23 protein-coding genes, 1 pseudogene and 1 riboswitch are annotated in these 26,014 nt (G+C 53.3%); of the genes and pseudogenes, 9 read left to right on the top strand and 15 right to left on the bottom strand.

Annotated elements, in window-relative coordinates; translation table 11 throughout:
• Positions 1–53: 53 nt before the first annotated feature.
• The 3 genes from FDX01_RS03820 to FDX01_RS03810 are packed head-to-tail and all read right to left on the bottom strand — an operon-like array spanning position 54 to position 4,367.
• The gene (locus FDX01_RS03820; protein WP_137399263.1) at positions 54–1,244 is read right to left on the bottom strand and encodes a glycoside hydrolase family 88 protein; all 1,191 of its coding nucleotides are present in this window, start codon (positions 1,242–1,244) and stop codon (positions 54–56) included.
• A gap of 23 nt (positions 1,245–1,267) precedes the next feature.
• Positions 1,268–2,536 (bottom strand): oligosaccharide MFS transporter, encoded by a 1,269-nt coding sequence (locus tag FDX01_RS03815; RefSeq protein ID WP_137399262.1) that lies wholly within the window; start codon positions 2,534–2,536, stop codon positions 1,268–1,270.
• A 10-nt stretch (positions 2,537–2,546) separates the two neighbouring features.
• Entirely contained in the window at positions 2,547–4,367 is a 1,821-nt protein-coding gene (locus FDX01_RS03810) for a DUF2264 domain-containing protein (protein WP_137399261.1), read from the bottom strand.
• Between the two features lie 165 nt (positions 4,368–4,532).
• On the opposite strand from FDX01_RS03810, the gene FDX01_RS03805 reads away from it, so the two are divergent.
• Complete coding sequence (locus FDX01_RS03805; RefSeq protein WP_137399260.1) at positions 4,533–5,384, top strand: AraC family transcriptional regulator; 852 nt, start codon at positions 4,533–4,535, stop codon at positions 5,382–5,384.
• 99 nt (positions 5,385–5,483) lie between these two features.
• On the opposite strand, the gene parE is transcribed toward FDX01_RS03805, so the two are convergent.
• From parE to nudF, 5 genes are read right to left on the bottom strand one after another with little or no spacing between them, the layout of a single operon-like run.
• Positions 5,484–7,376, bottom strand: coding sequence for a DNA topoisomerase IV subunit B (parE, locus tag FDX01_RS03800; RefSeq protein ID WP_096755648.1), 1,893 nt, complete (start codon positions 7,374–7,376; stop codon positions 5,484–5,486).
• Positions 7,377–7,404: 28 nt separating this feature from the next.
• On the bottom strand, positions 7,405–7,986 hold the full coding sequence (yqiA, locus tag FDX01_RS03795) for an esterase YqiA (RefSeq protein ID WP_115257472.1): 582 nt from the start codon (positions 7,984–7,986) through the stop codon (positions 7,405–7,407).
• On the bottom strand, positions 7,986–8,813 hold the full coding sequence (gene cpdA / locus FDX01_RS03790; protein WP_096755646.1) for a 3',5'-cyclic-AMP phosphodiesterase: 828 nt from the start codon (positions 8,811–8,813) through the stop codon (positions 7,986–7,988). Before cpdA ends, yqiA begins: the two co-directional genes overlap by 1 nt.
• A 24-nt stretch (positions 8,814–8,837) precedes the next feature.
• Positions 8,838–9,260 carry a DUF1249 family protein gene (locus FDX01_RS03785; RefSeq protein ID WP_096755645.1) on the bottom strand — a complete coding sequence of 141 codons (423 nt, stop codon included), beginning with the start codon at positions 9,258–9,260 and terminating at the stop codon, positions 8,838–8,840.
• Positions 9,257–9,889, bottom strand: coding sequence for an ADP-ribose diphosphatase (nudF, locus tag FDX01_RS03780; protein WP_096755644.1), 633 nt, complete (start codon positions 9,887–9,889; stop codon positions 9,257–9,259). The genes FDX01_RS03785 and nudF overlap by 4 nt, the downstream gene beginning before the upstream one ends.
• 199 nt (positions 9,890–10,088) lie before the next feature.
• On the opposite strand from nudF, the gene tolC reads away from it, so the two are divergent.
• The 3 genes from tolC (at position 10,089) to FDX01_RS03765 (ending at position 13,568) form a co-directional block, all read left to right on the top strand.
• Positions 10,089–11,576, top strand: coding sequence for an outer membrane channel protein TolC (gene tolC, locus FDX01_RS03775; protein ID WP_137363335.1), 1,488 nt, complete (start codon positions 10,089–10,091; stop codon positions 11,574–11,576).
• A gap of 148 nt (positions 11,577–11,724) precedes the next feature.
• Positions 11,725–12,402, top strand: coding sequence for a DUF1190 family protein (locus tag FDX01_RS03770; protein ID WP_115257469.1), 678 nt, complete (start codon positions 11,725–11,727; stop codon positions 12,400–12,402).
• A 5-nt stretch (positions 12,403–12,407) separates the two neighbouring features.
• The gene (locus tag FDX01_RS03765) at positions 12,408–13,568 is read left to right on the top strand and encodes a glutathionylspermidine synthase family protein (RefSeq protein ID WP_096755641.1); all 1,161 of its coding nucleotides are present in this window, start codon (positions 12,408–12,410) and stop codon (positions 13,566–13,568) included.
• An 85-nt stretch (positions 13,569–13,653) separates the two neighbouring features.
• Here FDX01_RS03765 and ygiD read toward each other — a convergent pair whose 3' ends face one another.
• Positions 13,654–14,442 (bottom strand): 4,5-DOPA dioxygenase extradiol, encoded by a 789-nt coding sequence (ygiD, locus tag FDX01_RS03760; RefSeq protein ID WP_096755640.1) that lies wholly within the window; start codon positions 14,440–14,442, stop codon positions 13,654–13,656.
• A gap of 147 nt (positions 14,443–14,589) precedes the next feature.
• Here ygiD and zupT point away from each other — a divergent pair, with 147 nt between their 5' ends.
• Positions 14,590–15,363 (top strand): zinc transporter ZupT, encoded by a 774-nt coding sequence (gene zupT / locus FDX01_RS03755; protein WP_096755639.1) that lies wholly within the window; start codon positions 14,590–14,592, stop codon positions 15,361–15,363.
• 65 nt (positions 15,364–15,428) lie between these two features.
• Here zupT and FDX01_RS22975 read toward each other — a convergent pair whose 3' ends face one another.
• Positions 15,429–15,605, bottom strand: coding sequence for a hypothetical protein (locus FDX01_RS22975; RefSeq protein ID WP_115257468.1), 177 nt, complete (start codon positions 15,603–15,605; stop codon positions 15,429–15,431).
• Positions 15,606–16,125: 520 nt separating this feature from the next.
• Positions 16,126–16,779 carry a 3,4-dihydroxy-2-butanone-4-phosphate synthase gene (gene ribB / locus FDX01_RS03750; RefSeq protein WP_115257467.1) on the bottom strand — a complete coding sequence of 218 codons (654 nt, stop codon included), beginning with the start codon at positions 16,777–16,779 and terminating at the stop codon, positions 16,126–16,128.
• A gap of 106 nt (positions 16,780–16,885) precedes the next feature.
• Positions 16,886–17,035: riboswitch (FMN riboswitch) on the bottom strand.
• Positions 17,036–17,167: 132 nt separating this feature from the next.
• Here ribB and ubiK point away from each other — a divergent pair.
• Positions 17,168–17,464, top strand: a complete 297-nt coding sequence (ubiK, locus tag FDX01_RS03745) for a ubiquinone biosynthesis accessory factor UbiK (protein WP_137363333.1) — start codon at positions 17,168–17,170, stop codon at positions 17,462–17,464.
• A gap of 33 nt (positions 17,465–17,497) precedes the next feature.
• On the opposite strand, the gene glgS is transcribed toward ubiK, so the two are convergent.
• Positions 17,498–17,704, bottom strand: coding sequence for a cell surface composition regulator GlgS (gene glgS / locus FDX01_RS03740; protein ID WP_096755633.1), 207 nt, complete (start codon positions 17,702–17,704; stop codon positions 17,498–17,500).
• 178 nt (positions 17,705–17,882) lie between these two features.
• Here glgS and FDX01_RS23335 point away from each other — a divergent pair.
• Positions 17,883–17,999, top strand: a pseudogene (locus FDX01_RS23335) (hypothetical protein); the annotation flags it as partial.
• Between the two features lie 53 nt (positions 18,000–18,052).
• On the opposite strand, the gene hldE reads toward FDX01_RS23335, so the two are convergent.
• From hldE to FDX01_RS03725, 3 genes are all read right to left on the bottom strand, one after another.
• A complete protein-coding gene (gene hldE / locus FDX01_RS03735) occupies positions 18,053–19,489 on the bottom strand; it encodes a bifunctional D-glycero-beta-D-manno-heptose-7-phosphate kinase/D-glycero-beta-D-manno-heptose 1-phosphate adenylyltransferase HldE (protein WP_137399259.1) in 1,437 nt (478 codons plus the stop codon).
• Positions 19,490–19,548: 59 nt separating this feature from the next.
• Entirely contained in the window at positions 19,549–22,389 is a 2,841-nt protein-coding gene (gene glnE / locus FDX01_RS03730; protein ID WP_137399258.1) for a bifunctional [glutamate--ammonia ligase]-adenylyl-L-tyrosine phosphorylase/[glutamate--ammonia-ligase] adenylyltransferase, read from the bottom strand.
• A 113-nt stretch (positions 22,390–22,502) separates the two neighbouring features.
• A complete protein-coding gene (locus tag FDX01_RS03725; RefSeq protein ID WP_137399257.1) occupies positions 22,503–23,804 on the bottom strand; it encodes an inorganic triphosphatase in 1,302 nt (433 codons plus the stop codon).
• Positions 23,805–24,045: 241 nt separating this feature from the next.
• Between FDX01_RS03725 and FDX01_RS03720 the strand changes: the two genes are divergently transcribed.
• The gene (locus FDX01_RS03720) at positions 24,046–24,666 is read left to right on the top strand and encodes a TIGR04211 family SH3 domain-containing protein (protein ID WP_137363330.1); all 621 of its coding nucleotides are present in this window, start codon (positions 24,046–24,048) and stop codon (positions 24,664–24,666) included.
• 62 nt (positions 24,667–24,728) lie between these two features.
• The gene (locus FDX01_RS03715; RefSeq protein ID WP_137399256.1) at positions 24,729–25,964 is read left to right on the top strand and encodes a multifunctional CCA addition/repair protein; all 1,236 of its coding nucleotides are present in this window, start codon (positions 24,729–24,731) and stop codon (positions 25,962–25,964) included.
• Positions 25,965–26,014: the final 50 nt, after the last annotated feature.

Below are 26,014 nucleotides of genomic sequence, written 5' to 3'. Positions count from 1 at the left end.
GTCTACACACGATCGGTAAGCCCGGTAAGCACAGTGCAACCGGGCCAATAAACTTACCAGTACAACTTCCAGCACTGCGTAAAACGGGTTAACGCCTCAACGTAAAAGTAATCTCCCCAGCTTGCGCACTCATCGACCCCTTTATTGCTCGCAAGATGGTAAACCGAGTGTTTCAGTAGCCCGTTGCCCTTCTCATCTTTGCCCATCAGATAATGCTGCGTCAGCGATGACATGATCCCCATCGCCCATTGTTGATAACGTTCACGATCCGGATCGGTCACCGGCAGGTGTTTAATCAACTCCAGCAGGCCACATACCGCAATGGCCGCCGAAGAAGAATCACGCAGCGCATCGGTGCCCACCAGCGCCAGATCCCAGTGACAAACGGCATCATCCGGCAGGCGATTGAGAAAGTAGTTGGCCAGTTTTTTCGACAGCTGCACCATCTCGCGATCGCCGGTATAGATATAGCTCAACAGAAAACCATAAATCCCCCACGCCTGCCCACGCGACCAGCATGAATCATCAGCGTAACCCTGCTGGGTATTACCGTAGCGCGGCGCGCCGGTTTGCACGTCCATGTAGTAGGTATGGAACGTCGAGGCATCTTCACGGATCAGATATTTCGCCGCCTGCGCCACGTGCGCTTTTGCCGCATTGGCAAAGCGCGGATCGCCCGTCTGTTCACTGGCCCAGTACAGCAGCGGCAGGTTCATATTGCAGTCAATGATCATCCGACCGGCCTGCTCGGGATCGCGGAGATCGCCCCATGCCTGAATGATCTGCGCCTTCTCGTGAAAACGTTCGAGCAGCGCTTCTGCCGCCATCAGCGAAAAACCGCGCGCATCGCGATTGCCCGTCAACCGCCAGGCCGCCACACAGGAGAGCGTGTACAGGAAGCCCAGGTCGTGGGTGTTGGTGTCATGACGCCCGGCAATACGCAAACCAAATGAGCGCACGTGCTTTTCGGCCATTTCACGAAATGTCGCTTCACCGCTCATTTCCCACGCCAGCCACAGTTGCCCAGTCCAGAAACTGGTGGTCCACTCCACATTATCCGTCAGCGGGTAATAACCGTTGACGCAGGTTTCGGCAGGAAAGTATTCACCGAATTCCGTTAAATGACGGCTAAGCAGCTCGAGGACATGTTCCCTGGCGCCATTCATTTGTTCCTGAAAGGCTGCGGTATTAAGCGGGCTACCAGGAAAAGCGCGCAACGTTTCCTCAACGATATGCTTTAACATATTTTTGTTCCTTATTACGTAGATTATCTTGTCGCGTTATTTTCGGCGATATCGAGCGCGGTATTATTGCGACGTTTACTTTGGCAGGCGGATAACGTAAATGTCGAAATCAGCGTAAAGGTCAGCGCAATAATACCCATAATGATATAGGTCTTTTCAAAACCAATTCGGTCATACATTAATCCGGCAGGTGAAGACACCACCACGTTGCCAACATACAGCATCGCCTGATAACCCAGTAAATACATGGTTGCGTTGACGCGTTTATCAAAATGTTCGGCAATGTATTTAAAGACAGAAACCAGCAATAAACAGATTTCCAGGCCATACAACGGTTTTAGCACTGAAATTAACAGATGCGAGTCGCACAGTCCGGAGATAACCAGACGCGCGCCAACCAGTGCCCCGACAATCAGCAATCCCCGCTTCGCGCCGATGTAGTTAACGAACAGCGGGATCACCATATACATAATAAATTCCATACCTGACTGCACGGTGCCCAGATATCCAAATACCGCATTGCCTTTATGTACATCAGCAAAGAAAGTGACAAAATAACGCGAGAATTGCTGTTCGGCGATAAACATCATCCACGCCACGCCTGCGACATACAGGCAAAACGCCCAGAACTTGCGGTTACGCAGCAGCGCGTAAACATCCACAGGAGAGATTTTATCTTTGGTCAGTACCTCTGAGGCATTGGCTGAATTTACGTTCACTTTCAGGCTTAGCAGGACAATCAGCATCACCACCGACGCCACACTACCTAACATAAAGTTATACGCCGGAGAGAGGTTAAACAGCAGCCCCGAGAACGACGACGCGACTGCCCAACCGAGCGATCCCCACATGCGGATTTGCCCAAACTCCATGCCGTTTAAACGACTGTAGCGGTCAGAATAGGATTCGCAGGCGGCCACACCGGCGTACCACGCAAAGCTTAAGTAAATTGCGCCGACAATAATACCCAGCAGGGTATTGGAGATTAATAGCGGCTGATATACATAAATAAAAAACGGTGCCATTAATGCCGACATAATCACGACAAAATAGAGCAGGTATTTACTCATACCGATTCTGTCGAGGATATAGCCATAAATCGGCTTCAGTATCACCGAGAAAATACCGTTCACAGCAAATACGGTACCGATAACCGTCCCACTTAACTGCGCTTTCTGCCCCAACCAAATGGCCAGCAAACCAATACTGGCCGACCAGGTAAAGAAATAAAGAAAAATAAAGCTACTAATTTTATAATATTCTGTTCTGTTACTCGCTGAACTCTTTTTCATACCATCCTCGCTATAAAAAGAACGACAACTGACGTGCACCGTCAGGTTCGCGAATAACGACCTGGTTACGGTTAATTTGCAGCAGTGGGACCGTGAGCACGTTTTTTTGCTTGCCGCTGGCATTCACGGCGCAGCACAGCCAGCTCTCGCCCGGCAGGATCTCGGTGGTCAGCGTCGGAATAGCCGCGCACTCGGCAAACATAATGCTGCTGTTAGGCGGCGTGACCACACTGTCCGGCTGGCGGATGATGACAGGCGACAGATCCACAATCGCACTGGTCCCGTTACGCGCTGCCAGCAGACATCCCCGTGCGCTGAGCTGCGGCTCTGTCTTCATCACTGCAAAGCCCCCTTCCACCGTTTGCAGCGTTCTCGCACTGTGAATGCGGTGCAAACGAATATGCCACTCGCCAAACGGCACCAGCCAGGTCTCAATACTGACGTCATGCCACGGCGACCAACGGGACCAGAGATAATTTTCATCAACGCGAACGTCATCGCACTGACGACGTCCACGGAAGTAATTATCGCCATCTGCCAGCAGCAGCATGGAATCGCACGCCGCATGTTTGATGCCGTAGCGCCCGCGCTCAATGGTGAAGCCAAAACGGCTGGAGTAGGCAAATTTGGTGTACTTGGCCTCGGTATTCACATAGTTGTTCAGCTCAAGCTGCCCTGACGCCAGCATCGTGACATGCGCAGAATCTTCGCTGTGTTGCAGGATCTGCCCGGCATGGGTAATCACCCGTTTTTCGTCAAGCACCGGGAGCGGCAACTCTTCAGCCTGCCAGAACGCGTGATCGTCTGGTAACGCGAGGATCAAAAAGACTTTCAGTGCCCAGTACGGCGATCCCGGCGAATTGTAGTCTTCACACATCGCCAGGTTTGGATAGGCAAAGCCCAACGTCAGGATGCCGTCTCGATCAAAAATCGGCTGCTGTTGCCACCAGCGCAGATGGCGCAGGATCACCCCTTTGATAACCCCGGGTGAGAACACATCCAGTTCAGCAAAGGCCACCGCACTCCAGAAGGCGACCATGGCAAAGCGGTAGGTCAGGCTGCGACCAAACGGCACCGATGCCCCGTCGGCGGCAGACATAAAGATAAAATCCGCGGCAAACAGCCGGGAACGTTCACGCAAGGTAGCGGCGCGACGGGTGTCCTCCGGGCTGAGGGTGGCATACAGCAGGCCATAAAAATGAAAGGCCATGGAGATGTAATAATCTTTAGGTCGCCCGGGACCGTCGGAATACCAGCCATCGCCGAGGTAGTAGGCGTCCATCATCTCAAATCGCCGATCGATAGCCTGTTGGTCAAACGGTAATCCTGCACGTTTAAAGCCAAGCTGCACGATAATGGCGAAATAGTTCCAGTTGCTGTCCGGCATCTGAGCATCGGTAATTTGATTCAACCAGCGGTGCAGATTGTCCTGCTCCATTGCGCTGAACATCCCGGTTAAACGCGTCTGCAATAACGCCAGGCCCAGACCATACGCCGCCATCTCGACCAGACGCTGATCGTAAGGACCGGTATCCCCCCAATAGTGCGAGCTGTGGGGATCGGTGCCGAGTTTTATCGCCTGAATATATTTGTCGGCAAACGGCACATCCGCCCCGCCGGCCATCAGCGGAAATAGCCCCCACAGCGCTCGGGAAAGCCCTTCCATGCAGGCAATATCCACGCTGTAATGCGCGCAGGTATCACCGAGAGAAAACTGAGCCTGTCCTGCTGGGAATTGCTTGTCGAGTGCCCGTAAAAGGGTATTAACGGCACGCGTAACGTCTTCGCGGGATGACAATGGATTTGATTTTTCTTCAGTTGCCGACCACATACTCTGCCCCTCTGAATTAAGTGGCTAAAGAATAGTGAATGGCAGACAAGCAGAAATGTTACTTCAATCACACCACAAACATTAAAATAAAACAGTGATTGAAGAAATTTAAAAATAGGGTTTATAAACAGGAATTCGCCGGCAAAAGTTTAAATTTATTGCACTATGAACTTATCTTCCCCTCAAGAGTACCTGGAGCTGATTGCCCTCAACGACGCGGTGGTGTCGTTCAGTCGTTTATTTGCCAATACGGTTCGTTATCACCATTGGCATCAGTGTCTGGAAGTGTTGTACGTGGAAGAAGGGTTTGGCGTGGTGACGGTCGATCATAAGCAATACACCATGCGTCCAGGACGGATGTTCTTTTTCCCGCCGTTTACGCTGCATAAAATTTTTGTCGACGAGCAGGTGCGGGACCGTTATCGGCGGACCATTATTCATCTCGACCAGCACGCAGTGCTGAAGGTGTTACGCGACTTTCCACTTCATCAACAGCGTCTACAACACCTGAGTGTACGCGGGAGCGAGGCGTGGGTCATCGACGCCGCAGACGTCCATACGCACATTGATTTTCTGTTCAGCCGCTATGCAAAACTGGCCGCGCAGAAACCGCTTAACACTGAGCACGTTGCCTGCCTGTTATTGAATTTATTCAGCCTGTTACCCGAAGATAACGTCAATATGCATGATAGTGATACGGGGATGGCCAGCCAGGTGATGTTCTGGCTTGATGAGCACTACATGCATAAATTTAGCCTGGTGACGCTGGCACAAGCGTTAGGAAAATCAAAAAGTTATGTTTCTCGGCGTTTTCAGGTAGAAACAGGCGAGAGCATCCTCGGGTATCTCAACACGCTGAGGTTGAGAAAAGCCTGCGAGGCGCTGTTACACAGCGAGGCAAGCGTCAGAGAGATTGCGCAAAAAGTGGGGTTTTCTGATGTGACTTATTTTATCAGCGCCTTCGGAAAAGGCATTGGCGAGACGCCGTTACAGTACAGGAAGCGGCATAAGCCGTAACGCCTGATGGCGACGCTAACGCGTCTTATCAGGCCTACGGGCACAATGCGAATGTAGGCCGGATAAGCGAAGCGCTATCCGGCATTCACAACATCATGCTTACCCTTCGAGATCTGCCAGATCGCCTTTCTCCTGCAGCCAGTTACGGCGATCTTCAGAGCGCTTCTTCGCCAGCAGCATATCCATCATGGCGTTGGTGCGCTGATCGTCTTCATCATCAATGATGAGCTGCACCAGGCGACGGGTATTTGGATCCAGCGTGGTTTCGCGCAGCTGCATCGGGTTCATTTCACCCAGACCTTTAAAGCGCTGGACGTTCGGCTTGCCTTTCTTACGCTTCAGCTGCTCCAGTACGCCCGCTTTCTCTTCTTCCGTGAGCGCGTAATACACTTCTTTCCCGAGGTCGATACGGTACAGCGGCGGCAGCGCTACGTAGACGTGTCCGTGTTTGACCAACGTGCGGAAGTGCTTCACAAACAATGCGCACAGCAGCGTAGCAATGTGCAGACCATCGGAGTCCGCATCCGCGAGGATACACACCTTGCCGTAGCGCAACTGGCTGAGATCGTCGCTGTCCGGATCGATACCGATCGCTACCGAGATATCGTGAACTTCCTGGGAGGCCAGCACTTCATCAGAAGAGACTTCCCAGGTGTTCAGGATCTTACCCTTCAGCGGCATGATCGCCTGATACTCACGATCGCGCGCCTGCTTGGCCGATCCGCCCGCCGAGTCACCTTCCACCAGGAACAGCTCGGTGCGGTTAAGATCCTGTGCGGTGCAGTCCGCCAGCTTACCCGGCAGTGCCGGACCGCTGGTGAGTTTTTTACGCACCACTTTTTTCGCTGCACGCAGACGACGCTGAGCGCTGGAAATCGCCATTTCCGCCAGCAGCTCTGCTGACTGCACGTTCTGGTTCAGCCACAGGCTAAAGGCATCTTTTACCACCCCAGAAACGAACGCCGCGCACTGGCGCGAAGAGAGACGCTCTTTGGTCTGACCGGCAAACTGTGGATCCTGCATCTTCACGGACAGCACGTAGGCGCAGCGATCCCAGATATCCTCCGCCGACAGCTTCACGCCGCGCGGCAGGATATTGCGGTATTCACAGAATTCACGCATCGCATCCAACAGACCCTGACGCAGGCCATTGACGTGCGTCCCGCCCTGCATGGTTGGGATCAGGTTAACGTAGCTTTCGGTCAGCAGTTCACCGCCTTCCGGCAGCCACAGCAGCGCCCAGTCCACCGCTTCCGTATCACCGGAGAACGTCCCGACAAAGGGTTTTTCCGGCAGCAACGGCAGGCCGTTCACCGCTTCGCTCAGGTAGTCGGTCAGGCCATCGGCGTAGCGCCAGGTCTGTTCGGTATCGTTGACCTTATCCTTGAAGATGATCTCCACGCCCGGGCAGAGTACCGCTTTGGCTTTCAGCAGATGGCTCAGGCGAGAAGCGGAGAAACGTGGGCTGTCAAAGAAGCTTTCATCCGGCCAGAAGTGCACGCTGGTCCCGGTATTGCGCTTTCCACAGGTGCCGGAAACGTGCAGGTCTTCGACCTTTTCACCATGTTCAAAGGCGATACTGTGAATCTGACCATCACGACGAACGGCCACTTCAACACGTTTTGACAAGGCGTTAACCACCGAAATCCCCACGCCGTGCAGGCCACCGGAGAACTGGTAGTTTTTGTTAGAAAACTTACCCCCTGCGTGCAAACGGCAAAGGATCAATTCAATGGCCGGGACGCCCTCTTCCGGGTGGATATCGACGGGCATGCCACGTCCGTCATCAATGACTTCCAGTGATTGATCGGCATGAAGGATAACCTCGACACGTTTCGCGTGCCCGGCCAGCGCTTCATCCACACTGTTATCAATAACTTCCTGCCCCATATGGTTAGGACGAGTCGTATCTGTGTACATCCCCGGGCGGCGGCGAACCGGCTCAAGCCCAGTGAGTACCTCAATGGCATCAGCGTTATAAGTTTGCGTCATGGTTTAAATTAGCAATTCGAATTGATCGTCAAAAACTGTGCAGTCCAAGGAAATCGACAATCTGGTTGAAATAATCTTCGAAGCCTGTGAATGCGTGGTTTCCGCCCTCAATAACAGTTTGACGGCAGGAGGCGTAATACGCCACCGCCTGGCGGTAGTCCAACACTTCATCGCCCGTTTGTTGTAGCAGCCAGAGCAAATCCGGCGCCTCCAGCGGGTCAATCTGCATGACTTTAAGATCGTAAATATGGCGAGACTCTAGCACATATTGCTGGCCCGTGTAGGGGTTCTCGTTTTGGCCAAGGTAGTCGACCAGCAGTTCGTAAGGCCGCACCGCAGGGTTCACCACCACCGCAGGCAACATAAAACATTGCGACAGCCAGGTGGCGTAATAACCCCCTAAAGAGGAACCAACAATCCCCAGCGACTCTCCGCCATGCTCAAGGACTATTGATTCCAGCATCTCTGCCGCTTGGGCAGGATACGGTGGCAGCTGCGGTACGATCATCTCAACGTGCGGGTGGTGCTCTGCCAGCCAGCTTTTCAGCAGACACGCCTTCGCCGAGCGAGGAGAGCTATTAAATCCGTGTAGATAGAGAAGCGTAGACATCAGTAGCCTTCTGAAGCGGTATCAGGGTGGAACCGAATTCCCGGCAGACGGCACACCTGAGTGTGCAGCGAACCATCAGCAAAAAGTTCCAGCGTACGCCAGCCGGGACTAATGGTATCTAACGTAAAGTTGGCACAATGCGGCTTGAACTGCACGCATGTCGACGGCGTAGCCAGCAGGCGGCGACCGTTCCAGTCGAGATCCAACTCCTGATGAATATGTCCACACAGCAGATACTTCACGCGCGGATAGTTCACCAGCACGTTGTCCAGCTCAGCAGCATTGCGCAGGCTGTGCTGATCGAGCCAGCTACAGCCCGAAGGCAGTGGGTGGTGATGCAAAAGCAGCAAGGTATTCCGTTCAGGCGCATCGGCAAGTTTTCGCTCCAGCCATTCAAGCTGGAACTCACTTAATTCTCCGTGGGGAACGCCAAAAACCTGGCTATCGAGCAGCAAAATTTGCCACTGTTCACCAATGAAGACGCGTTTCGCAGGTGAAATTCCGGCGTCCTGCAGGGCGCTGTACATGGCTGGCTGAAAATCATGATTGCCAGGTAACCAGACGCAAGGCGCACGAAAGCTTGCGATACCCTCAGCAAAATGCTGATACGCCGCAGCGGATTGATCCTGCGCTAAATCGCCTGTCGCCACGATCAGATCGAAGTCGGTCGACTCAGCATGTATAGCGTCCAATACGCACTGATAGCTGTCCCAGGTGTTCACTCCCAGCAGCGTTTCATGCTTTTCGGCAAACAGGTGAGTGTCTGTAATTTGCAAGATCCTGACTCTGGCCTCACCAGCCAAAGGAAGGGTTAACAGGCTTTCCAAATGGTGTCCTTAGGTTTCACGACGCTAATAAACCGGAATCGCCATCGCTCCATGTGCTAAACAGTACCGTAACCAGTCGGCCAGGAACTGATTAATTTGATGCTTTTCGTCGCGTTGATGCAACTTTTTATTTGGGTAATCATACCGCGCTTTGAAGCGAAAGATCTGCTGACTTGAACACACTTCAGCCACCCTCGCATCATGATACAGGCGGACGGTAAGCGATGGCAGGCTCCAGTAAGTGACAGCAGGCGCCGTCTGTTCGATCGCAACCAGCGTAGTGTATCGGGTCGATTCAACAATCGTTAACCGATATTGTGCGTTTGCCACCTGATAGCTCACTGTTTCGCCGACCACATCATTTCGCGGCAACAGACGGCGCAGTTGCGAAAAGTTGGTTTCGCACAGGCGCATCATTTCAGGGAAATCAGGTGTATAACGCTTCATTTTTTCCACTCAGTTTTTAACTCTTGATAGTGCAGCTGCAACCATTGCAAGGCGATGACAGAAGCCGCGTTGTCGATTTTTCCCTCTTCCACCCACTGATAAGCCTGTTCCCGGCTTACAACATGAACGCGAATATCTTCGTTTTCATCCGCCAGACCGTGGATCCCGCTTGCGGTCGTGGCGTCCACTTCGCCGACCAAAATGGACAGGCGCTCGCTCGTGCCGCCGGGGCTTGCCAGATAGCTCAGCACAGGTTTGGTTCGTTTTACGTCCAGTCCGGCTTCTTCCATCGCTTCACGGCGGGCAACGTCCTCAACGGTTTCACCTTCTTCGATCATCCCGGCGACCATTTCCAGCAGCCACGGGCTTTCGCTGGTATCAAATGCCGCAATACGAATCTGCTCAACCAGCACAACTTCGTCCCGCTCAGGGTCAAAGGGTAGCAAGACCGCCGCGTGTCCGCGCTCAAAAATTTCGCGCGTGACTTCCTCACTCATTCCACCGTTAAACAGGCGATGGCGGAACCGATAAAGATCCAGTGAAAAAAAACCGCGGTATAGCGTTTCTCGTGCAATAATTTCTACATCATTTTTCGTGAAAGTCATTGGCAAGCTGTCTGGTTTACGCATTGTGCTGTCCTGATACCAATAGTGATTAAAATGTGAATTTCAAGGTCGTTTGACTGCTGTTTGGGCGCCCTTGTGTTAAATTGATGCAAATTAACGCCGTATGGCACGTAACGCCAACTTTTTGAAGTGGTGGATTCTGCTAGAATCAACAATTATTTTTACCATTTGATCAGCGCTAAATACTGCTTCACAACAAGGAATGCAAATGAAGAAATTGCTCCCCATCCTTATCGGCCTGAGCCTGTCGGGGTTCAGTACTTTGAGCCAGGCAGAGAACCTGATGCAGGTTTATCAGCAAGCACGCCTGAGCAACCCGGAATTGCGTAAATCCGCCGCCGATCGCGATGCTGCATTCGAAAAAATTAACGAAGCGCGTAGTCCGTTACTGCCTCAGCTGGGCTTAGGTGCCGATTACACCTACAGCAATGGCTACCGTGATGCAAACGGCGTGAATTCCAACGCCACCTCTGCTTCGTTAACCCTGACTCAGTCTCTGTTCGATATGTCGAAATGGCGTGCCCTGACGCTGCAAGAAAAATCAGCGGGCATCCAGGATGTGACCTATCAGACCGATCAGCAAACGCTGATCCTGAATACTGCCACGGCCTATTTTAAAGTATTGAACGCGATTGATGTGCTGTCATACACCCAGGCACAGAAAGACGCAGTTTACCGTCAGTTGGATCAGACTACCCAGCGTTTTAACGTCGGCCTGGTCGCCATTACTGACGTACAGAACGCCCGTTCACAATACGATACCGTGCTGGCAAATGAAGTTACCGCACGTAACGATCTGGACAACGCGGTGGAAGAGCTGCGCCAGGTTACCGGCAACTACTACCCGGAACTGGCCTCGTTGAACGTTGACGGCTTTAAAACCAACAAGCCGCAGGCGGTGAATGCACTGCTGAAAGAAGCCGAAAATCGCAACCTGACCTTGCTGCAGGCGCGTTTAAGCCAGGACCTGGCGCGTGAACAAATTCGTCTGGCGCAGGACGGTCACCTGCCGACGCTGGATTTAACCGCCTCTACCGGTGTTTCTGATACCTCTTACAGCGGCTCTAAAACCCGCGCGGCAACCGGTACTCAGTATGACGACAGCAATATGGGTCAGAACAAAATTGGCCTGAATTTCTCGCTGCCGCTGTACCAGGGTGGCATGGTTAACTCGCAGGTGAAACAAGCACAGTACAACTTTGTGGGCGCGAGCGAACAGCTGGAAAGTGCGCACCGCAGCGTGGTACAGACCGTACGTTCATCCTTCAATAACATTAATGCGTCCATCAGTAGCATTAACGCGTACAAACAAGCGGTTGTCTCTGCACAAAGCTCTTTGGACGCGATGGAAGCCGGTTATTCCGTTGGTACACGTACCATCGTGGATGTGTTGGATGCCACCACCACGCTGTACAACGCCAAACAGCAGTTGGCTAACGCACGTTATACCTATCTGATTAACCAGTTAAACATCAAATCTGCGCTCGGTACGCTGAACGAACAGGATCTGGTGGCGCTGAACAATACGCTGGGCAAACCGATTCCGACCGCGCCTGACACCGTCGCGCCGGAAAACACACAGCAAGACGCTGCAGCAGACGGCTATACCGCGAGCAACAACGCGGCAGTCGCTCAGCCGACGGCAGCACGTTCAACCAGCAGCACCGGCAACAATCCGTTCCGTAACTGATGGTGATGACGGGGCTTCGGCCCCGTCTGAACGTAAGACAACGTAAAGATCCGCCCCTTCTTCCGCATTCTCGCCTCTTCCCGCTTCAATTTCGACCAGTCATCCTCTATTCTGAGCAGTATTTACCACTGGGTCCTGGAAGACATAAATGAAACGGACAAAATCTATACATCACGCGTCGTTCCGCAAAAGCTGGAGCGCACGCCACCTGACTCCTGTTGCCCTGGCTGTTACCGCCGTTATTATGCTGGCGGGCTGTGAGCAGAGCGACGAAACAGTATCACTTTACCAAAATGCGGACGACTGCTCGACGGCGAATCCGGGTAAAAGCGCTGAATGTACAACCGCATTCAACAACGCGCTGAAAGAAGCTGAGCGCACGGCGCCGAAGTACGCCACCCGCGAAGACTGTATCGCTGAATTCGGCGAAGGTCAGTGCCAGCAGGCACCTGCACAGGCCGGTATGGCACCAACGGGTGAAGGCCAGGCTCAGGCACAGAATCAAAGCAGCGGCAGCTTCTGGATGCCGCTGATGGCAGGCTACATGATGGGCCGCATGATGGGCGGCGGTATGGGCGCTCAGCAGCCGCTGTTCAGCTCGAAAAATCCGGCCAGCCCGGCCTACGGCAAATATACCGATGCTGGCGGAAAAAACTACGGCGCAGCAACGCCGGGCCGTACCATGACCGTACCGAAAACCGCCATGGCGCCGAAACCGGCAACCACATCAACCGTCACGCGCGGCGGCTTTGGTGAATCTGTCGCCAAACAAAGCACCATGCAACGTAGCGCCAGCGGTACCACCACGCGTTCAATGGGCGGCTGATCCACATGGAAAGAGTCAGTATTGTTGAGCGCCCGGACTGGCGCGAAAAAGCCACCGAATACGGTTTTAACTTTCACACCATGTACGGCGAACCGTACTGGTGTGAAGACGCCTACTACAAGCTCACGCTTGCACAGGTCGAAAAGCTGGAAGACGTCACCGCTGAACTGCACCAAATGTGCCTCAAGGTGGTTGAAAAGGTCATCGCCAGCGACGAGCTGATGACCAAGTTTCGTATTCCCAAACACACCTGGGGGTTTGTCCGCCAGTCATGGCTGACTCAGCAGCCGTCGCTCTATTCCCGCCTCGATCTGGCATGGGATGGCATCGGTGAACCTAAGCTGCTGGAAAACAACGCCGATACGCCAACCTCGCTGTACGAAGCTGCATTCTTCCAGTGGATCTGGTTAGAAGATCAGCTCAATGCCGGGAACCTGCCGGAAGGCAGCGATCAGTTCAACAGCCTGCAGGAAAAGCTGATTGAACGCTTCACCGCGCTGCGCGAACAGTATGGTTTTCAGCTACTGCACCTGACCTGCTGTCGTGACACCGTCGAAGATCGCGGGACCATCCAGTATTTGCAGGATTGCGCGGCCGAAGCGGAAATCGCCACCGAATTCCTCTATGTCGAAGATATCGGCCTCGGTGAGAAAGGTCAGTTCACGGACTTAGAAGATCAGGTGATTGCCAACCTGTTTAAGCTCTATCCGTGGGAATTTATGCTGCGCGAGATGTTCTCTACCAAGCTGGAAGATGCCGGCGTTCGCTGGCTGGAACCGGCCTGGAAGAGCATCATCTCCAACAAAGCGCTGTTACCACTGCTGTGGGACATGTTCCCGAACCATCCGAACCTGCTGCCTGCGTATTTCGCCGAAGACGACTATCCACAGATGGAAAAATTCGTCGTGAAACCGATCTTCTCGCGTGAAGGCGCTAACGTCTCGATCGTTGAGAACGGTAAAACGATCGAATCGGTGGAAGGCCCGTACGGTGAAGAAGGTATGATCGTACAGCAGTTCCATCAGCTACCGAAGTTTGGCGATAGCTACGTGCTGATCGGCAGTTGGCTGATTAACGATCAGCCAGCCGGGATTGGCATTCGCGAAGACAGAGCGCTGATCACTCAAGATCTTTCCCGCTTCTATCCGCATATTTTTGTCGAATGAATGAAAGTGCCGGGTGGCGGCTCTGCCTTACCCGGCCTACGACACGAACTGTAGGCCCGATAAGCGCAGCGCCATCGGGCATTAATCATCCAACCTGCACCGAAAGCATACTCAGACTACCCATCTCAATACCGTCCACAGGAATTGTCACGGGTTCTTTTCCATCCCACGCGCCTAATACGTAAAGCAGCGGCAGATAGTGATCCGCCGTTGGATTCGACAACGATCCGCCTTCATGATCCAGATAGTTGACCAGCGGATGTTGTTCAACCGGTCCCTGCCATGTCAGGTTGGCCTTCACATAATCGTTGAATGAGGACGCCCACGGGTATGGCGTATTTTCACCGTGCCAGCGTGCCGTGCGCAGGTTATGTACCACGTTACCACTGGCCACCAGCATAATACCTTCGTCGCGCAGCGCCGCCAGCTTACGACCCATTTCAAAATGCCAGGCGGCCGGCTTCGTGCTATCAATGCTTAATTGCACCATCGGGATGTCGGCATTCGGGTACATCTTGATCAACACGCCCCACGACCCGTGGTCAAAACCCCAGGCTTCTTTGTCTAAGGCGACAGGGACGGGAGACAGCAAATCCACCAGATGCTGCGCCAGTTCTGGCGATCCCGGCGCCGGATAATGTGTGTCATACAGAGCCTGCGGAAAACCACCAAAATCATGAATCGTTTTCGGTGCTTCCATGGCAGTTACGCCAGTGCCACGGGTAAACCAGTGCGCCGAAACCACGACTATGGCTTTCGGGCGCGGCAACGTTTCCCCCAGTTGCTGCCAGGCACGGGTATAAACGTTATCTTCCAGAACATTCATCGGGCTGCCGTGCCCCAAAAACAATGCTGGCATACGAGTTGAAGACATGATGATATCCTTACTGAGGGAGTCATTTTGATATCATCACAATACGCTTTTTCGGTTGATGAAGAACTCAGATAACCATGATGAAGATCATCAGTTATTTTGACGGTCTGGCCCGGACAGCTGATGGATAAGGAGTTGGATTTGTCGATGTCAGTACCTTTACTTCTGACTTTACTGGCGGGTGCCGCCACCTTTATTGGCGCCTTTCTTGGCGTGCTGGGACAAAAGCCCTCAAACCGCGTGCTCGCCTTTTCTCTGGGTTTTGCCGCGGGCATTATGCTGCTTATCTCCCTGATGGAGATGCTACCCGCCGCACTGGCTGCAAAAGGAATGTCACCCGTACTTGGCTACGGGATGTTTATCGTAGGCTTACTGGGCTATTTTGGTCTGGATCGTTTGCTGCCGCACGCCCATCCTCAGGATCTCGTGCAAAAAACAACACAACCTTTACCCGGTTCTATTAAACGCACCGCCATTTTGCTCACGCTTGGCATTAGTCTGCACAATTTCCCGGAAGGGGTCGCGACGTTTGTTACTGCCAGCAGCAACCTCGAGCTGGGTTTTGGTATCGCCCTCGCCGTGGCATTGCATAATATTCCTGAAGGTTTGGCCGTTGCCGGACCCGTGTACGCAGCAACCGGTTCGAAACGTACCGCGATATTTTGGGCTGGGATCTCCGGTATGGCGGAAATACTCGGCGGCGTACTGGCGTGGTTAATTCTGGGGAGTTTAATTTCACCGGTGGTCATGGCGGCAATTATGGCGGCTGTTGCCGGAATTATGGTCGCACTGTCCGTCGATGAACTGATGCCGCTGGCAAAAGAAATCGACCCGAATAATAACCCCAGCTATGGTGTACTCTGCGGAATGTCGGTGATGGGACTCAGCCTTGTCATCCTGCAATCAATGGGCATCGGATAATACAGACGGCGGATGCTGTCCTGCCCTGCAGGCCATCCGCCTCTACAACAGCAAAGCGACAGGGATTATTCATGCTCCCTGACCGTACCAGCCTCTTCGTTCGTACGGCGGAAGAGTTTGTTACGCGCCTCAAGCAACGCATCTCGGTCTTGTCGAAACGCGCGGCAATAACGCTTCATATGACAATAATAACCAATAGCAACGAGTGCAATTAATACCATCCAATACCAGGCAATAAACATTCTTTTACCCTTAAAATTTAACATCATTAAACATTTAACGTTAAAATTTCACATATCCTTATTCCAACCTACCACTATAGTGGCACATTACAGAAACAAATAGATGATTTCGATCATATAAACCAGCGGATAGAGCCAATTGAAAAACGTGCATTCAAAATAAAACAATACAGAACCTGCAAGCATCTATAAATAACATTAATTATAATAAGTACATTCCAAACTTACTTTATTTAATTAAATCAACACACTAGGGGTTGATAACAAACACACCTAAAACAATAAACACATTTACTTATCACAAAGATTTAGCCATATTCTTATATGGTAAAAAATACAAAAATAGCGCATGCGGAATATATTATATGTCGATAAAATATAAAGCAGTATATCCTCGTTAAAGGATACCGTTCGTCCGGGCAAAGCTAAATAGGCGGGCCGTAATAACAAAAAACCGAAGCCAGAAAACTGACTTCGGTTTTTTATTGCCACCGTAACTGGCGTGGTAAAGCGTGTGCTATCAGCTGGCTTTACGTTCGTGCGCCTGACGGTAAGCGACTAAATCTTCGATCGTGACCACAGCCATATTATGCTTGCCTGCAAATTCGATGCACGCTGGCGCACGCGCCATGGTGCCATCATCATTGGTCAGCTCACACAGTACACCAGCCGGTTTAAAACCTGCCAGCGTCATCAGATCGATGGTAGCTTCAGTATGACCACCGCGGGTCAACACGCCGCCAGCCTGAGCACGCAGCGGGAAGACGTGTCCCGGACGGTTCAGATCGGAAGGTTTAGCACCGTCTTTAACTGCCGCACGAACCGTGGTAACACGGTCAGCAGCAGAAACACCGGTAGTTACGCCTTCAGCGGCCTCAATGGTCACGGTAAAGCCCGTGCCGTAAGCGCTGGTGTTATTTTCCACCATCATTGGCAGATCGAGCTGCTTGCGTCGATCTTCAGTGATGCACAGGCAAACAATACCGCTACCGTGACGGATGGTAAGTGCCATCTGTTCAACGGTCATGGTTTCTGCCGGGAAAACCATATCGCCTTCGTTTTCACGATCTTCGTCGTCAAGCACCATCACACCGCGTCCTTCACGCAGCGCAGACAGCGCAAGTTCAACACGTTCGAAAGGCGTACCAAAAGAGGAAAGTAGCGTCTGATTCATGGTAAAAAAACCTCACTAAAATTATGGTTACCAGAATCAGGGCAGTCTTAGGAGTACCGTCTAAGCGGCAAAAAAATAACGTGAGCGGGTCCATGCCCGACTGGATCGTTACTCTCTCCCATCCGGACTCTAACCGTCGGCCCCGGAATTACACCGGATCTGCTGACCTTTTCGCGTTAACGAAAAGCGCTCGCGGGCTTTCAACATCAGTTGATTTACCGCCGGTGGGGAATTTCGCCCCGCCCTGAGAATAAGCGAGTTAACTATAACGCTATTGATTACCTTCATCAACGCCTTTGCTTGACTTCACTTCACACAATTCTGGTTTATGCCGCTGCCAGTTCGCACTACAATAGGCAGCAACACGTACCAGTTCAGGGAAACCACCATGATTGACCCGAAAAAAATTGAGCAGATTGCTCGTCAGGTCCACGAGTCGATGCCGAAAGGGATCCGCGAGTTTGGGGAAGACGTCGAGAAAAAGATTCGCCAAACGCTGCAGTCACAGCTGACGCGCCTGGATCTGGTAAGCCGCGAAGAGTTTGATGTACAAACCCAGGTTTTGCTGCGCACCCGCGAAAAGCTCGCTCTGCTTGAGCAACGCCTGACCGAGCTGGAAGCGCGCGAGAAACCGACTGAAGTGAAGCCTGCACCTGCTATCCCGCCCGTCGATCCGCAAGCGTAAAAACGACAACGGGCCGCAAGGCCCGTTTATCTGTTAGTGTTCCAGCTCTAATTTTTTCGCCTCAGTTGCCTGCTGGCAATACAGCGCGTAGCGTTTGCAAAACCAACTGCGGTGCTCCTCATCCATGTTGCCGGTTACGGCCTGGATATCAACAGGGTGCCCCTCAGCCTGCATCCTGGCAAAACTCCGGGCCAGGAAATCGAAATTGTTCAGTGAATACATATTGCTGTTCATGAGCATACCCTCCAGTTATTGAATATCTGTTAAGGCCATATGCTTTTTCTGATTTCAGTATTTCCCTATACAGAAAGTTGTTCTGTACATAATGTGCGCAAATTGAGAGCTATGCTTCACACTTTCCTACGAAATCTGAGAGGGGGAGATGTCTTTTTTCGGATGTAAGGAACCTGCAGAACTTCAGGCTCCGCTGATTGATTCGCTGTTAAATGAGATTGGTTTGTCCGGCGCTTCGCTTCACGCCCTGGCTGAGCCGCTGAAAAACAGTCCACAGCCTGTGGAGAAAACTGAAGCATAAGAGACAGAAATGCCGGATAAGGTGTTTATACCGCTATCCGGCAATCGACCAGACTATGACTTATCGCTGTCTTTCTGGATCTTTTTGATGATATTGGTCGTTGAGCAGCCGTCTTCGAAGTTCAGCACCAGCACTTCACCGCCGTTCGCCCATACCTCTTCGCTACCCGCAATTTGTTCCGGCTTGTAGTCACCACCTTTTACCAGCAGATCCGGCAGAACACCTGCGATCAGTCGCTGTGGGGTATCTTCTTCAAAAGAGACCACCCAGTCGACGGATTCCAGCGCACCCAGTACGATCATACGCTGCTCGAGAGGGTTGACCGGGCGCGTTTCACCTTTCAGACGTTTGGTGGATGCGTCGCTGTTTACCGCCACGATCAGACGATCGCCCAGCTTGCGCGCATTCGCCAGATAAGAGACGTGGCCCGCGTGCAGGATGTCGAAAACACCATTGGTCATGACCACCTTCTCACCGCGCTTGCGCGCACTGGCCACGGCTTGTTTCAGCTCGGCTTCTGTCATCACACCAAAACCGGTATCCGCACGACCGCGCACGGCGTTTTCCAGTTCGATAGGCGAAACGGTGGACGTCCCCAGCTTACCCACTACCACGCCCGCCGCAGCGTTAGCAAAATAACACGCTTCTTCCAGTGAGTTACCCGCCGCCAGCGTTGCCGCCAGCACGCCAATAACCGTATCGCCAGCACCGGTCACGTCATACACTTCCTGCGCCTGGGTCGGCATGTGCAGCGGTACTTTGCCCGGCTGCAGCAGCGTCATGCCCTGCTCGGAACGGGTGATCAACAGCGCGGAAAGATCGAAATCCGCAATCACCTTCATGCCGCGTTCAACCAGTTCTTCTTCGCTTTTGCACTTACCGGCAACCGCTTCAAACTCTGACAGATTTGGTGTCAGCAGCGTCGCACCGCGGTAGCGTTCAAAATCGGTACCTTTCGGATCGATAAGCACCGGTACGCCAGCCTTTCGTGCCAGCGCAATCATCTGCTGCACGCTGGCCAGCGCGCCTTTGGCGTAGTCAGACAGTACCAGAGCACCGATAGAACCCAGCGCCTGGTTAATACGATCGTGCAGCGGCTGTGGATCTACGCCTTCGAAACCTTCCTCGAAGTCCAGACGGATCAGTTGCTGGTTGCGGGAGAGTACGCGCAGTTTGGTGATCGTCGGGTGCGTCGGCACCGAAACGAAGTCACATTTCACATTCACGTCCGCCAGCGTTTTACTCAGCGCACGTGCCGCATCATCAATACCGGTCAACCCCACCAGACGGGAATTTGCGCCCAGAGAGGCAATGTTCATCGCCACGTTTGCCGCGCCGCCGGGACGTTCTTCAATGGTATCCACTTTGACTACCGGAACTGGGGCTTCTGGTGAAATACGGCTAGTAGGCCCGTACCAGTAGCGATCCAGCATCACATCACCGACAACCATGACTCCTGCACGTTCAAACTCTGGCAGCGTTACTTTCATTCCTGTCTCCTGAGAGATTCTCTGAGGGTCTTAAAATTTGCGCGCGATCATAGCACACTTCACTCGGCAACCAGCCACTTCTGCCAGCTGTCACGCACCAGCGCGCGCTCAGCGCTGAAGCACTCCGGCGCCACATGGCCCGGAAGTTCCTGCAAAGCAAGATGATGAAGTTCATCACGCAGCGTGGTATAGGCGCGGGTCAGCGCCAGGGCTTCTTGCTCTTCCATAATGTCGTTTTGTGCCAGTAATTCCAGAATGCGCACGTTATCTGACCAGCGCGTCAGTTTCGGTTTTTCATGGGCATAGCGCAGCACCAGATATTGAGTAATAAACTCAATGTCGGTGATCCCGCCTTCATCTGCTTTGATATCAAAGCGATCGCGATGCTTATTACCCAAATGAGCACGCATTTTCTCGCGCATTTCACGCACGTCGGTCTGCAACGTTTTTCCGTCACGAGCGAGCGTCATGATATCGCGACGCACCGCGTCAAACTGAGAGGTCAGCTGCGGGTCGCCATACACCACCCGAGCACGCACCAGCGCCTGATGCTCCCATGTCCAGGCTTCGTTGCGCTGGTAATCGGCGAAAGCCTCGGTTGATGTCACCAGCATGCCTGCGGCACCGGATGGGCGCAGCCGCGCATCCACCTCATATAAAATGCCGGAAGACGTGCGGGTACTGAAAAGGTGCATGATGCGCTGTGACAGACGCAGATAGAACTGCCGCCCGTCAATTTCACGCTCGCCGTCAGTCATCACGTCCATCGGACAATCGTGCAGGAAGATCAAATCAAGATCGGAGCTGTAGCCCAGCTCCCAACCGCCCAGCTTGCCGTAACCGACAACGGCGAAACCGCGGCCCTCGCGATCGCCAAGGTGCGTTGGTTGCCCGTAGCGGGCGACCATTTGCGTCCACGCCTGCTGAACCACGGCATCGATAATCGCTTCGGCCAGCCATGTTAAGTGGTCGCTCACCTTCATCACTGGCAGCGTCCCGGCGATATCGGCCGCCGCAATACGCAGCAGTTGAGTTTGCTTGAACTGACGCAACGCTTCCAGTTGCTGTTCTTCGTCATCCTCCGGCACACGCAGCAGATACTGACGTAGCTCATCACGGTAGGCATCGGTTGCGGTGGGCTGATACAGGGTGTTCGGATCCAGCAACTCGTCCAGCAGCAGCGGATAGCGCGCCAACTGGCTGGCGACCATCGGCGAGGCGGCGCACAGCGAAATCAGGTGCTTCAGCGCGCCGGGGAATTCACTCAACAGCTCCAGATAGGTCGTACGGGTGACAATGCCCACCAGCAGCGGAGTAATACGCGACAGCGGCACCGAGGCATCAGCGCGGGAGCAAACATCGCTCAGCAAGTGTGGCATCAAATGATCCAGCACCTGGCGTCCACGTGGGCCGATGGTGCGCTTATCCAGCTCTTTACGGAAATCGGCGATCAGAGTCAGCACGCGGCGCTGATCGTCTTCCGCAAGATGCGCCAGCACTGGCGTGGTGTCATCTTCCTGCAAAGCATCCTGCCACAGTTCGCGCCACTGTTCCGACAACGACTCTTCCTGGGTTTCGGTTTCATCATCACCGATTAACTCATTGAACACCCGACGCACGTTGCCCATGTGAACGTTCAGGACAGCCGTCAACTGCGACCAGTCATCCGCCCCCATGGCCCATGCCAGACGTGCGCGATTTAGCTCATCGCCCGGCAGCGTCTGGGTCTGTTCATCGTTGATACTCTGCAGCAGGTTTTCCAGACGACGTAAAAAGAGATAGGCACTTCGTAAATGCTCCGCATCGGTATCAGACAGTAGATGCAGCGCGTTGATGGCGCTGAGCGTAGGTAACAGCGCGCGGGATTGTAGCGATGGCTCACGCCCGCCGCGAATCAGTTGGAAGACCTGAACGATAAATTCGATTTCACGAATACCGCCCGCCCCCAGCTTGATATTGTCTTTCAGACCACAGCGGCGGACTTCACGGGCAATCATCCCTTTCATGTTACGCAGCGACTGGATCACGCTGAAATCGATATAACGACGAAAAACAAAAGGCCGCAGCATGGCGCGCAGTTCAGCGACGTAAGTACCGTCAGCATCCCCCATAATACGCGCCTTAACCATCGCGTAGCGTTCCCAGTCACGCCCTTGCTCCTGGTAATAATCCTCCAGCGCCGAGAAGCTCAGCACCAGCGGACCGCTGTCACCAAACGGGCGTAAACGCATATCCACCCGATAGACAAATCCATCCATAGTCGGCTGATCCAACACTTTAATCAGCCGTTGGCCCATACGCGTAAAGAACTGCGCGTTATCCAGCTCACGCCGTCCGCCCTGCGTCGAACCGTGTTCTGGCCAGGCAAAAATCAGGTCGATGTCGGAGGAAAAGTTAAGCTCGCCGCCGCCCAGTTTTCCCATCCCTAAAATCAGCAGCGGCTGCGGGACACCGTCAGGGTTGCACGGCGTTCCCCACTCACGACAGCAGGCGTCATACAGCCAGTCTCGTGCAGCGATAATCAGCGTTTCAGCCAGATGGCTTAACTGCTGCAAAATGCTCTCTTCCGTCACCAGCGACAGCGTCTGCGCCCAGGCAATTCGCACCATGATGCGACGGCGAAACATGCGCAGCTCACGCATCAGCGCCGCTTCATCACCAACGTCAGCTAATGCTTGCTGCAACCAGACGCCATAGTGCTGCCATTCATCCGCCAGCGGCGGCGCGCTTTCCAGCTCTGCCAACCACTCGGGATGGGCGATAACGCTGTCGCGAACAAAATCACTGAATGTGAGCACTGACTTCGCCTGCAGGCTGAGTGACGCTTCAGGTATTGCTGCTGGCAGCCGATCAACAACGGTCGGCCAGTACTGTTGTAACGGTGAAGAGAGCTGCTGCATTTACGGGTTATCCTTTAAATGATGCCGGATAGTGGCGTTTCGCCTTATCCGGCCTACAAGACATTTACGCCCATCGCGTAGGCCTGATAAAGGCATCCTGATCTCGGTCCTGATTATCGTTTACCGCTGTGCAGCCAGAACGGCTCCTCAGAGATCGCTTCATTACGATAATGTTCAATTTCAATATGTTGGCGCGTCATGATGGCATGACGTAAACCCTGCCAAGTCGCAATCCATTCCGATGCCACCTTCTCATCGTAATAGCCTGCCAGCATCAGAATACTGTCAATGTTTCGCGTCAGGCGCGGGATTTGGTCGGCATATTGATCGCCCAATGGCTGACCAAACACCGTTTTCAGTTCAGCCGCATGACGTGAAAGATGGGTATCAGAGAAACGCTTGAAGGAGTCGGCGATTTTGGCCTGCGCTTTCGCATCGAGGAACGGTTGCCACCCTTTAGTCACCAACCACTCGGTGAGTGCCAGTTTTGCCATTGCCGTTTGCGGGTTGTAAACCGCAGATACCGCAGAAGTTTCAGCGGCAATAATCGCTTCCGACTGGGTCAGCAAATCACGTAAGTGAGCGCTCGCTTTACGTGGAACATTCCCGCCAAACAGCATCAGGATGTGGCGTACCAGCCCCATCGCCGCCAACACTTCCGATTTGGCGCCTTTTACGCCGCGAACCCATAACTCCTCATGGTACTGCCATTGCGACAATGCTAGTTCCAGCGCGGCTTCAAGCCCCTGCTCAATGCTGGCCTTGGCCGGGACTTTCAGAATACGCGTCGGCTTCAGCTCGCGTGGGGCATTCCCCTGCGCCAGATGATAACCCCGTGCCGCCTTACTCAGGCCACCCAGGCGTAAACCCTCCTCGGCAACCAGCTGATTTGCCAACTTCAACACCGCACGGGTATCGCCGCTGACCAGTTCCAGTTCAAGCTCACAGAGCGGTTCAGCGAACTCTCCGGCCTTCACTTCACCCAGATCGAGGGCGAGTTCAATCTGGCTACCGTCAACCTCAAGCAGCCATTTCTCACGGTTAAAATCAGTGCTGAACAGCGGTTGTAGCTGGGAGGCGAGATCGGCTGGCAGTTCGCCATTTGGCCAGACTTCGGCTGGAAGCAGCGCAAGATCCAGTTCTGGCTCGCTCAACGCAACATTATACTCTGGTCGCTGATGCAACCCCCCCGTGACCCGTCCGGCAATTTTCAGGGTCATTTCATAACGACCGTTCTCACCGCGAATACGCAGCCCCATATCATGGCTACGCAACCACCCATCCGGCGTTTCATAGTAGATATTCAGCAACTGGCTGGGCGCATGATGCTCTCCCCCCAGCGTATTCAGACGTTCGCGTAATGCATCAACAGCATCATTATTGACGATAAATTTTAATTCGATTTCCTGGGTCATGATCTTGTACTTATGGGTTATGTCACAGTTGAGAAAACAGACTGCGAACTAAGTGCGTTCTTGATTGTCAGTAGATAGTATTTTGCGCCAAATTGCCATGCAACGAGCAATTTGACGGGCGTAAAAGTTTCGAGTGGTGGCAAAAAGGACACAGATGATTCCGATTGATGTTGAATGCTTTGCGTAGAGACACTGATGCCACTACTATCGTTCCACTTTCTATGACAATAACGACAGCCTGATGCCAAAATTACGCCTGATTGGATTAACTTTACTCGCACTTAGCGCCACTGCCGTCACCCATGCAGAAGAAAAGCGCTATGTCTCTGATGAACTGAACACCTGGGTCCGCAGCGGTCCGGGAGATAATTATCGCCTCGTGGGTACGGTTAACGCCGGCGAGGAAGTCATTCTGTTACAGACCGATGCCAGCACCAACTACGCCCAGGTAAAAGACAGTACCGGACGTACGGCCTGGATCCCGCTGAAAGAGCTGAACAGCACGCCAAGCCTGCGTACCCGCGTTCCGGAACTGGAAAACCAGGTAAAAACACTGACCGATAAGCTCAATAATATTGATACCACCTGGAACCAGCGTACCGCCGATATGCAGCAAAAAGTGGCGCAAAGCGACAGTGTGATCAATGGGTTGAAAGAAGAAAACCAGAAGCTAAAAAACGAGCTGATTGTGGCGCAGAAAAAGGTCAGTGCCGCGAATTTGCAGCTTGATGACAAGCAGCGCACCATCATCATGCAGTGGTTTATGTATGGCGGCGGCGTACTGGGTCTGGGTCTGTTGCTCGGTCTGGTTCTGCCACACATGATCCCAACCCGTAAACGCAAAGATCGCTGGATGAACTGAATCGCCTTCTCCGCCACACTGACATATGATTAAGGGATGATTTTTTTCAAAAGGAAAGTGGCGTGAAGATTTATCTGGTCGGTGGGGCTGTTCGGGATGCGTTATTAGGGCTACCGGTTAAAGATAAAGATTGGGTTGTCGTCGGCGCCACGCCGCAAGAGATGCTCGACGCGGGCTACCAGCAGGTAGGCCGCGATTTTCCTGTTTTTCTCCATCCGCAAACACGCGAAGAATATGCGCTGGCGCGAACCGAACGAAAATCAGGTTCAGGCTACACCGGATTTACCTGCTATGCCGCAGCAGACGTAACGCTGGAAGCCGATCTCCAGCGCCGCGACCTGACGATCAACGCGCTGGCCCGCGATGATGACGGCGAGATTATCGACCCGTATAACGGGCGTCGCGATCTGGAAAATCGTCTACTGCGCCATGTTTCCCCTGCTTTTAGCGAAGATCCGCTGCGCGTACTGCGCGTGGCGCGCTTTGCCGCGCGTTATGCACACCTCAGCTTCCGTATCGCCGATGAAACCCTGGCCTTAATGCGCGAGATGACCGCTGCCGGAGAACTGGCACATTTGACGCCGGAACGAGTCTGGAAAGAAACGGAAAATGCGTTAACTACCCGTAATCCACAGGTCTTTTTCCAGGTCCTGCGCGACTGCGGCGCACTGCGCGTTCTGTTCCCGGAAATAGACGCTCTGTTTGGCGTCCCGGCGCCGGCTCAATGGCATCCGGAAATCGACACCGGTATTCACACGCTGATGACGCTGTCGATGGCGGCCATGTTGAGCCCAAACGTAGATATACGTTTTGCCACGCTGTGCCACGATCTTGGCAAGGCTCTGACGCCAAAAGCGCTGTGGCCACGTCATCATGGTCACGGCCCGGCGGGTGTCAAACTGGTAGAGCAGTTATGTCAGCGTCTGCGGGTGCCCAATGACATCCGCGATTTAGCCAAACTGGTGGCGGAATTCCACGATCTCATTCATACGTTCCCGATCCTGCAGCCGAAAACTATCGTGAAGTTGTTTGATTCCATCGATGCCTGGCGTAAACCGCAGCGTGTGGAACAAATTGCCCTGACCAGTGAGGCCGACGTCCGGGGTCGCACCGGTTTTGAAGCAGCAGATTACCCGCAAGGTAGGCTGCTGCGGGAGGCCTGGCAAGTCGCACAGACTGTGCCGACGAAGGAGGTCGTTGAGGCAGGATTCAAAGGGTCGGACATTCGCGAGGAGCTGACACGACGTCGCATTGCGGCGGTGGCCAGTTGGAAGGAACAGCGTTGCCCAAAAGCGTAGGCAGTATGTTGCCGGATGCGCTGCGCTTATCCGGCCTACGGGGTCAACAT

The organism is Citrobacter sp. wls613 (genome assembly GCF_005281195.1).
Classification (GTDB): Bacteria; Pseudomonadota; Gammaproteobacteria; order Enterobacterales; family Enterobacteriaceae; genus Citrobacter; species Citrobacter gillenii.
Note: the sequence above shows the minus strand (reverse complement) of the source record. Positions and strands in the feature narration are given on the sequence as shown.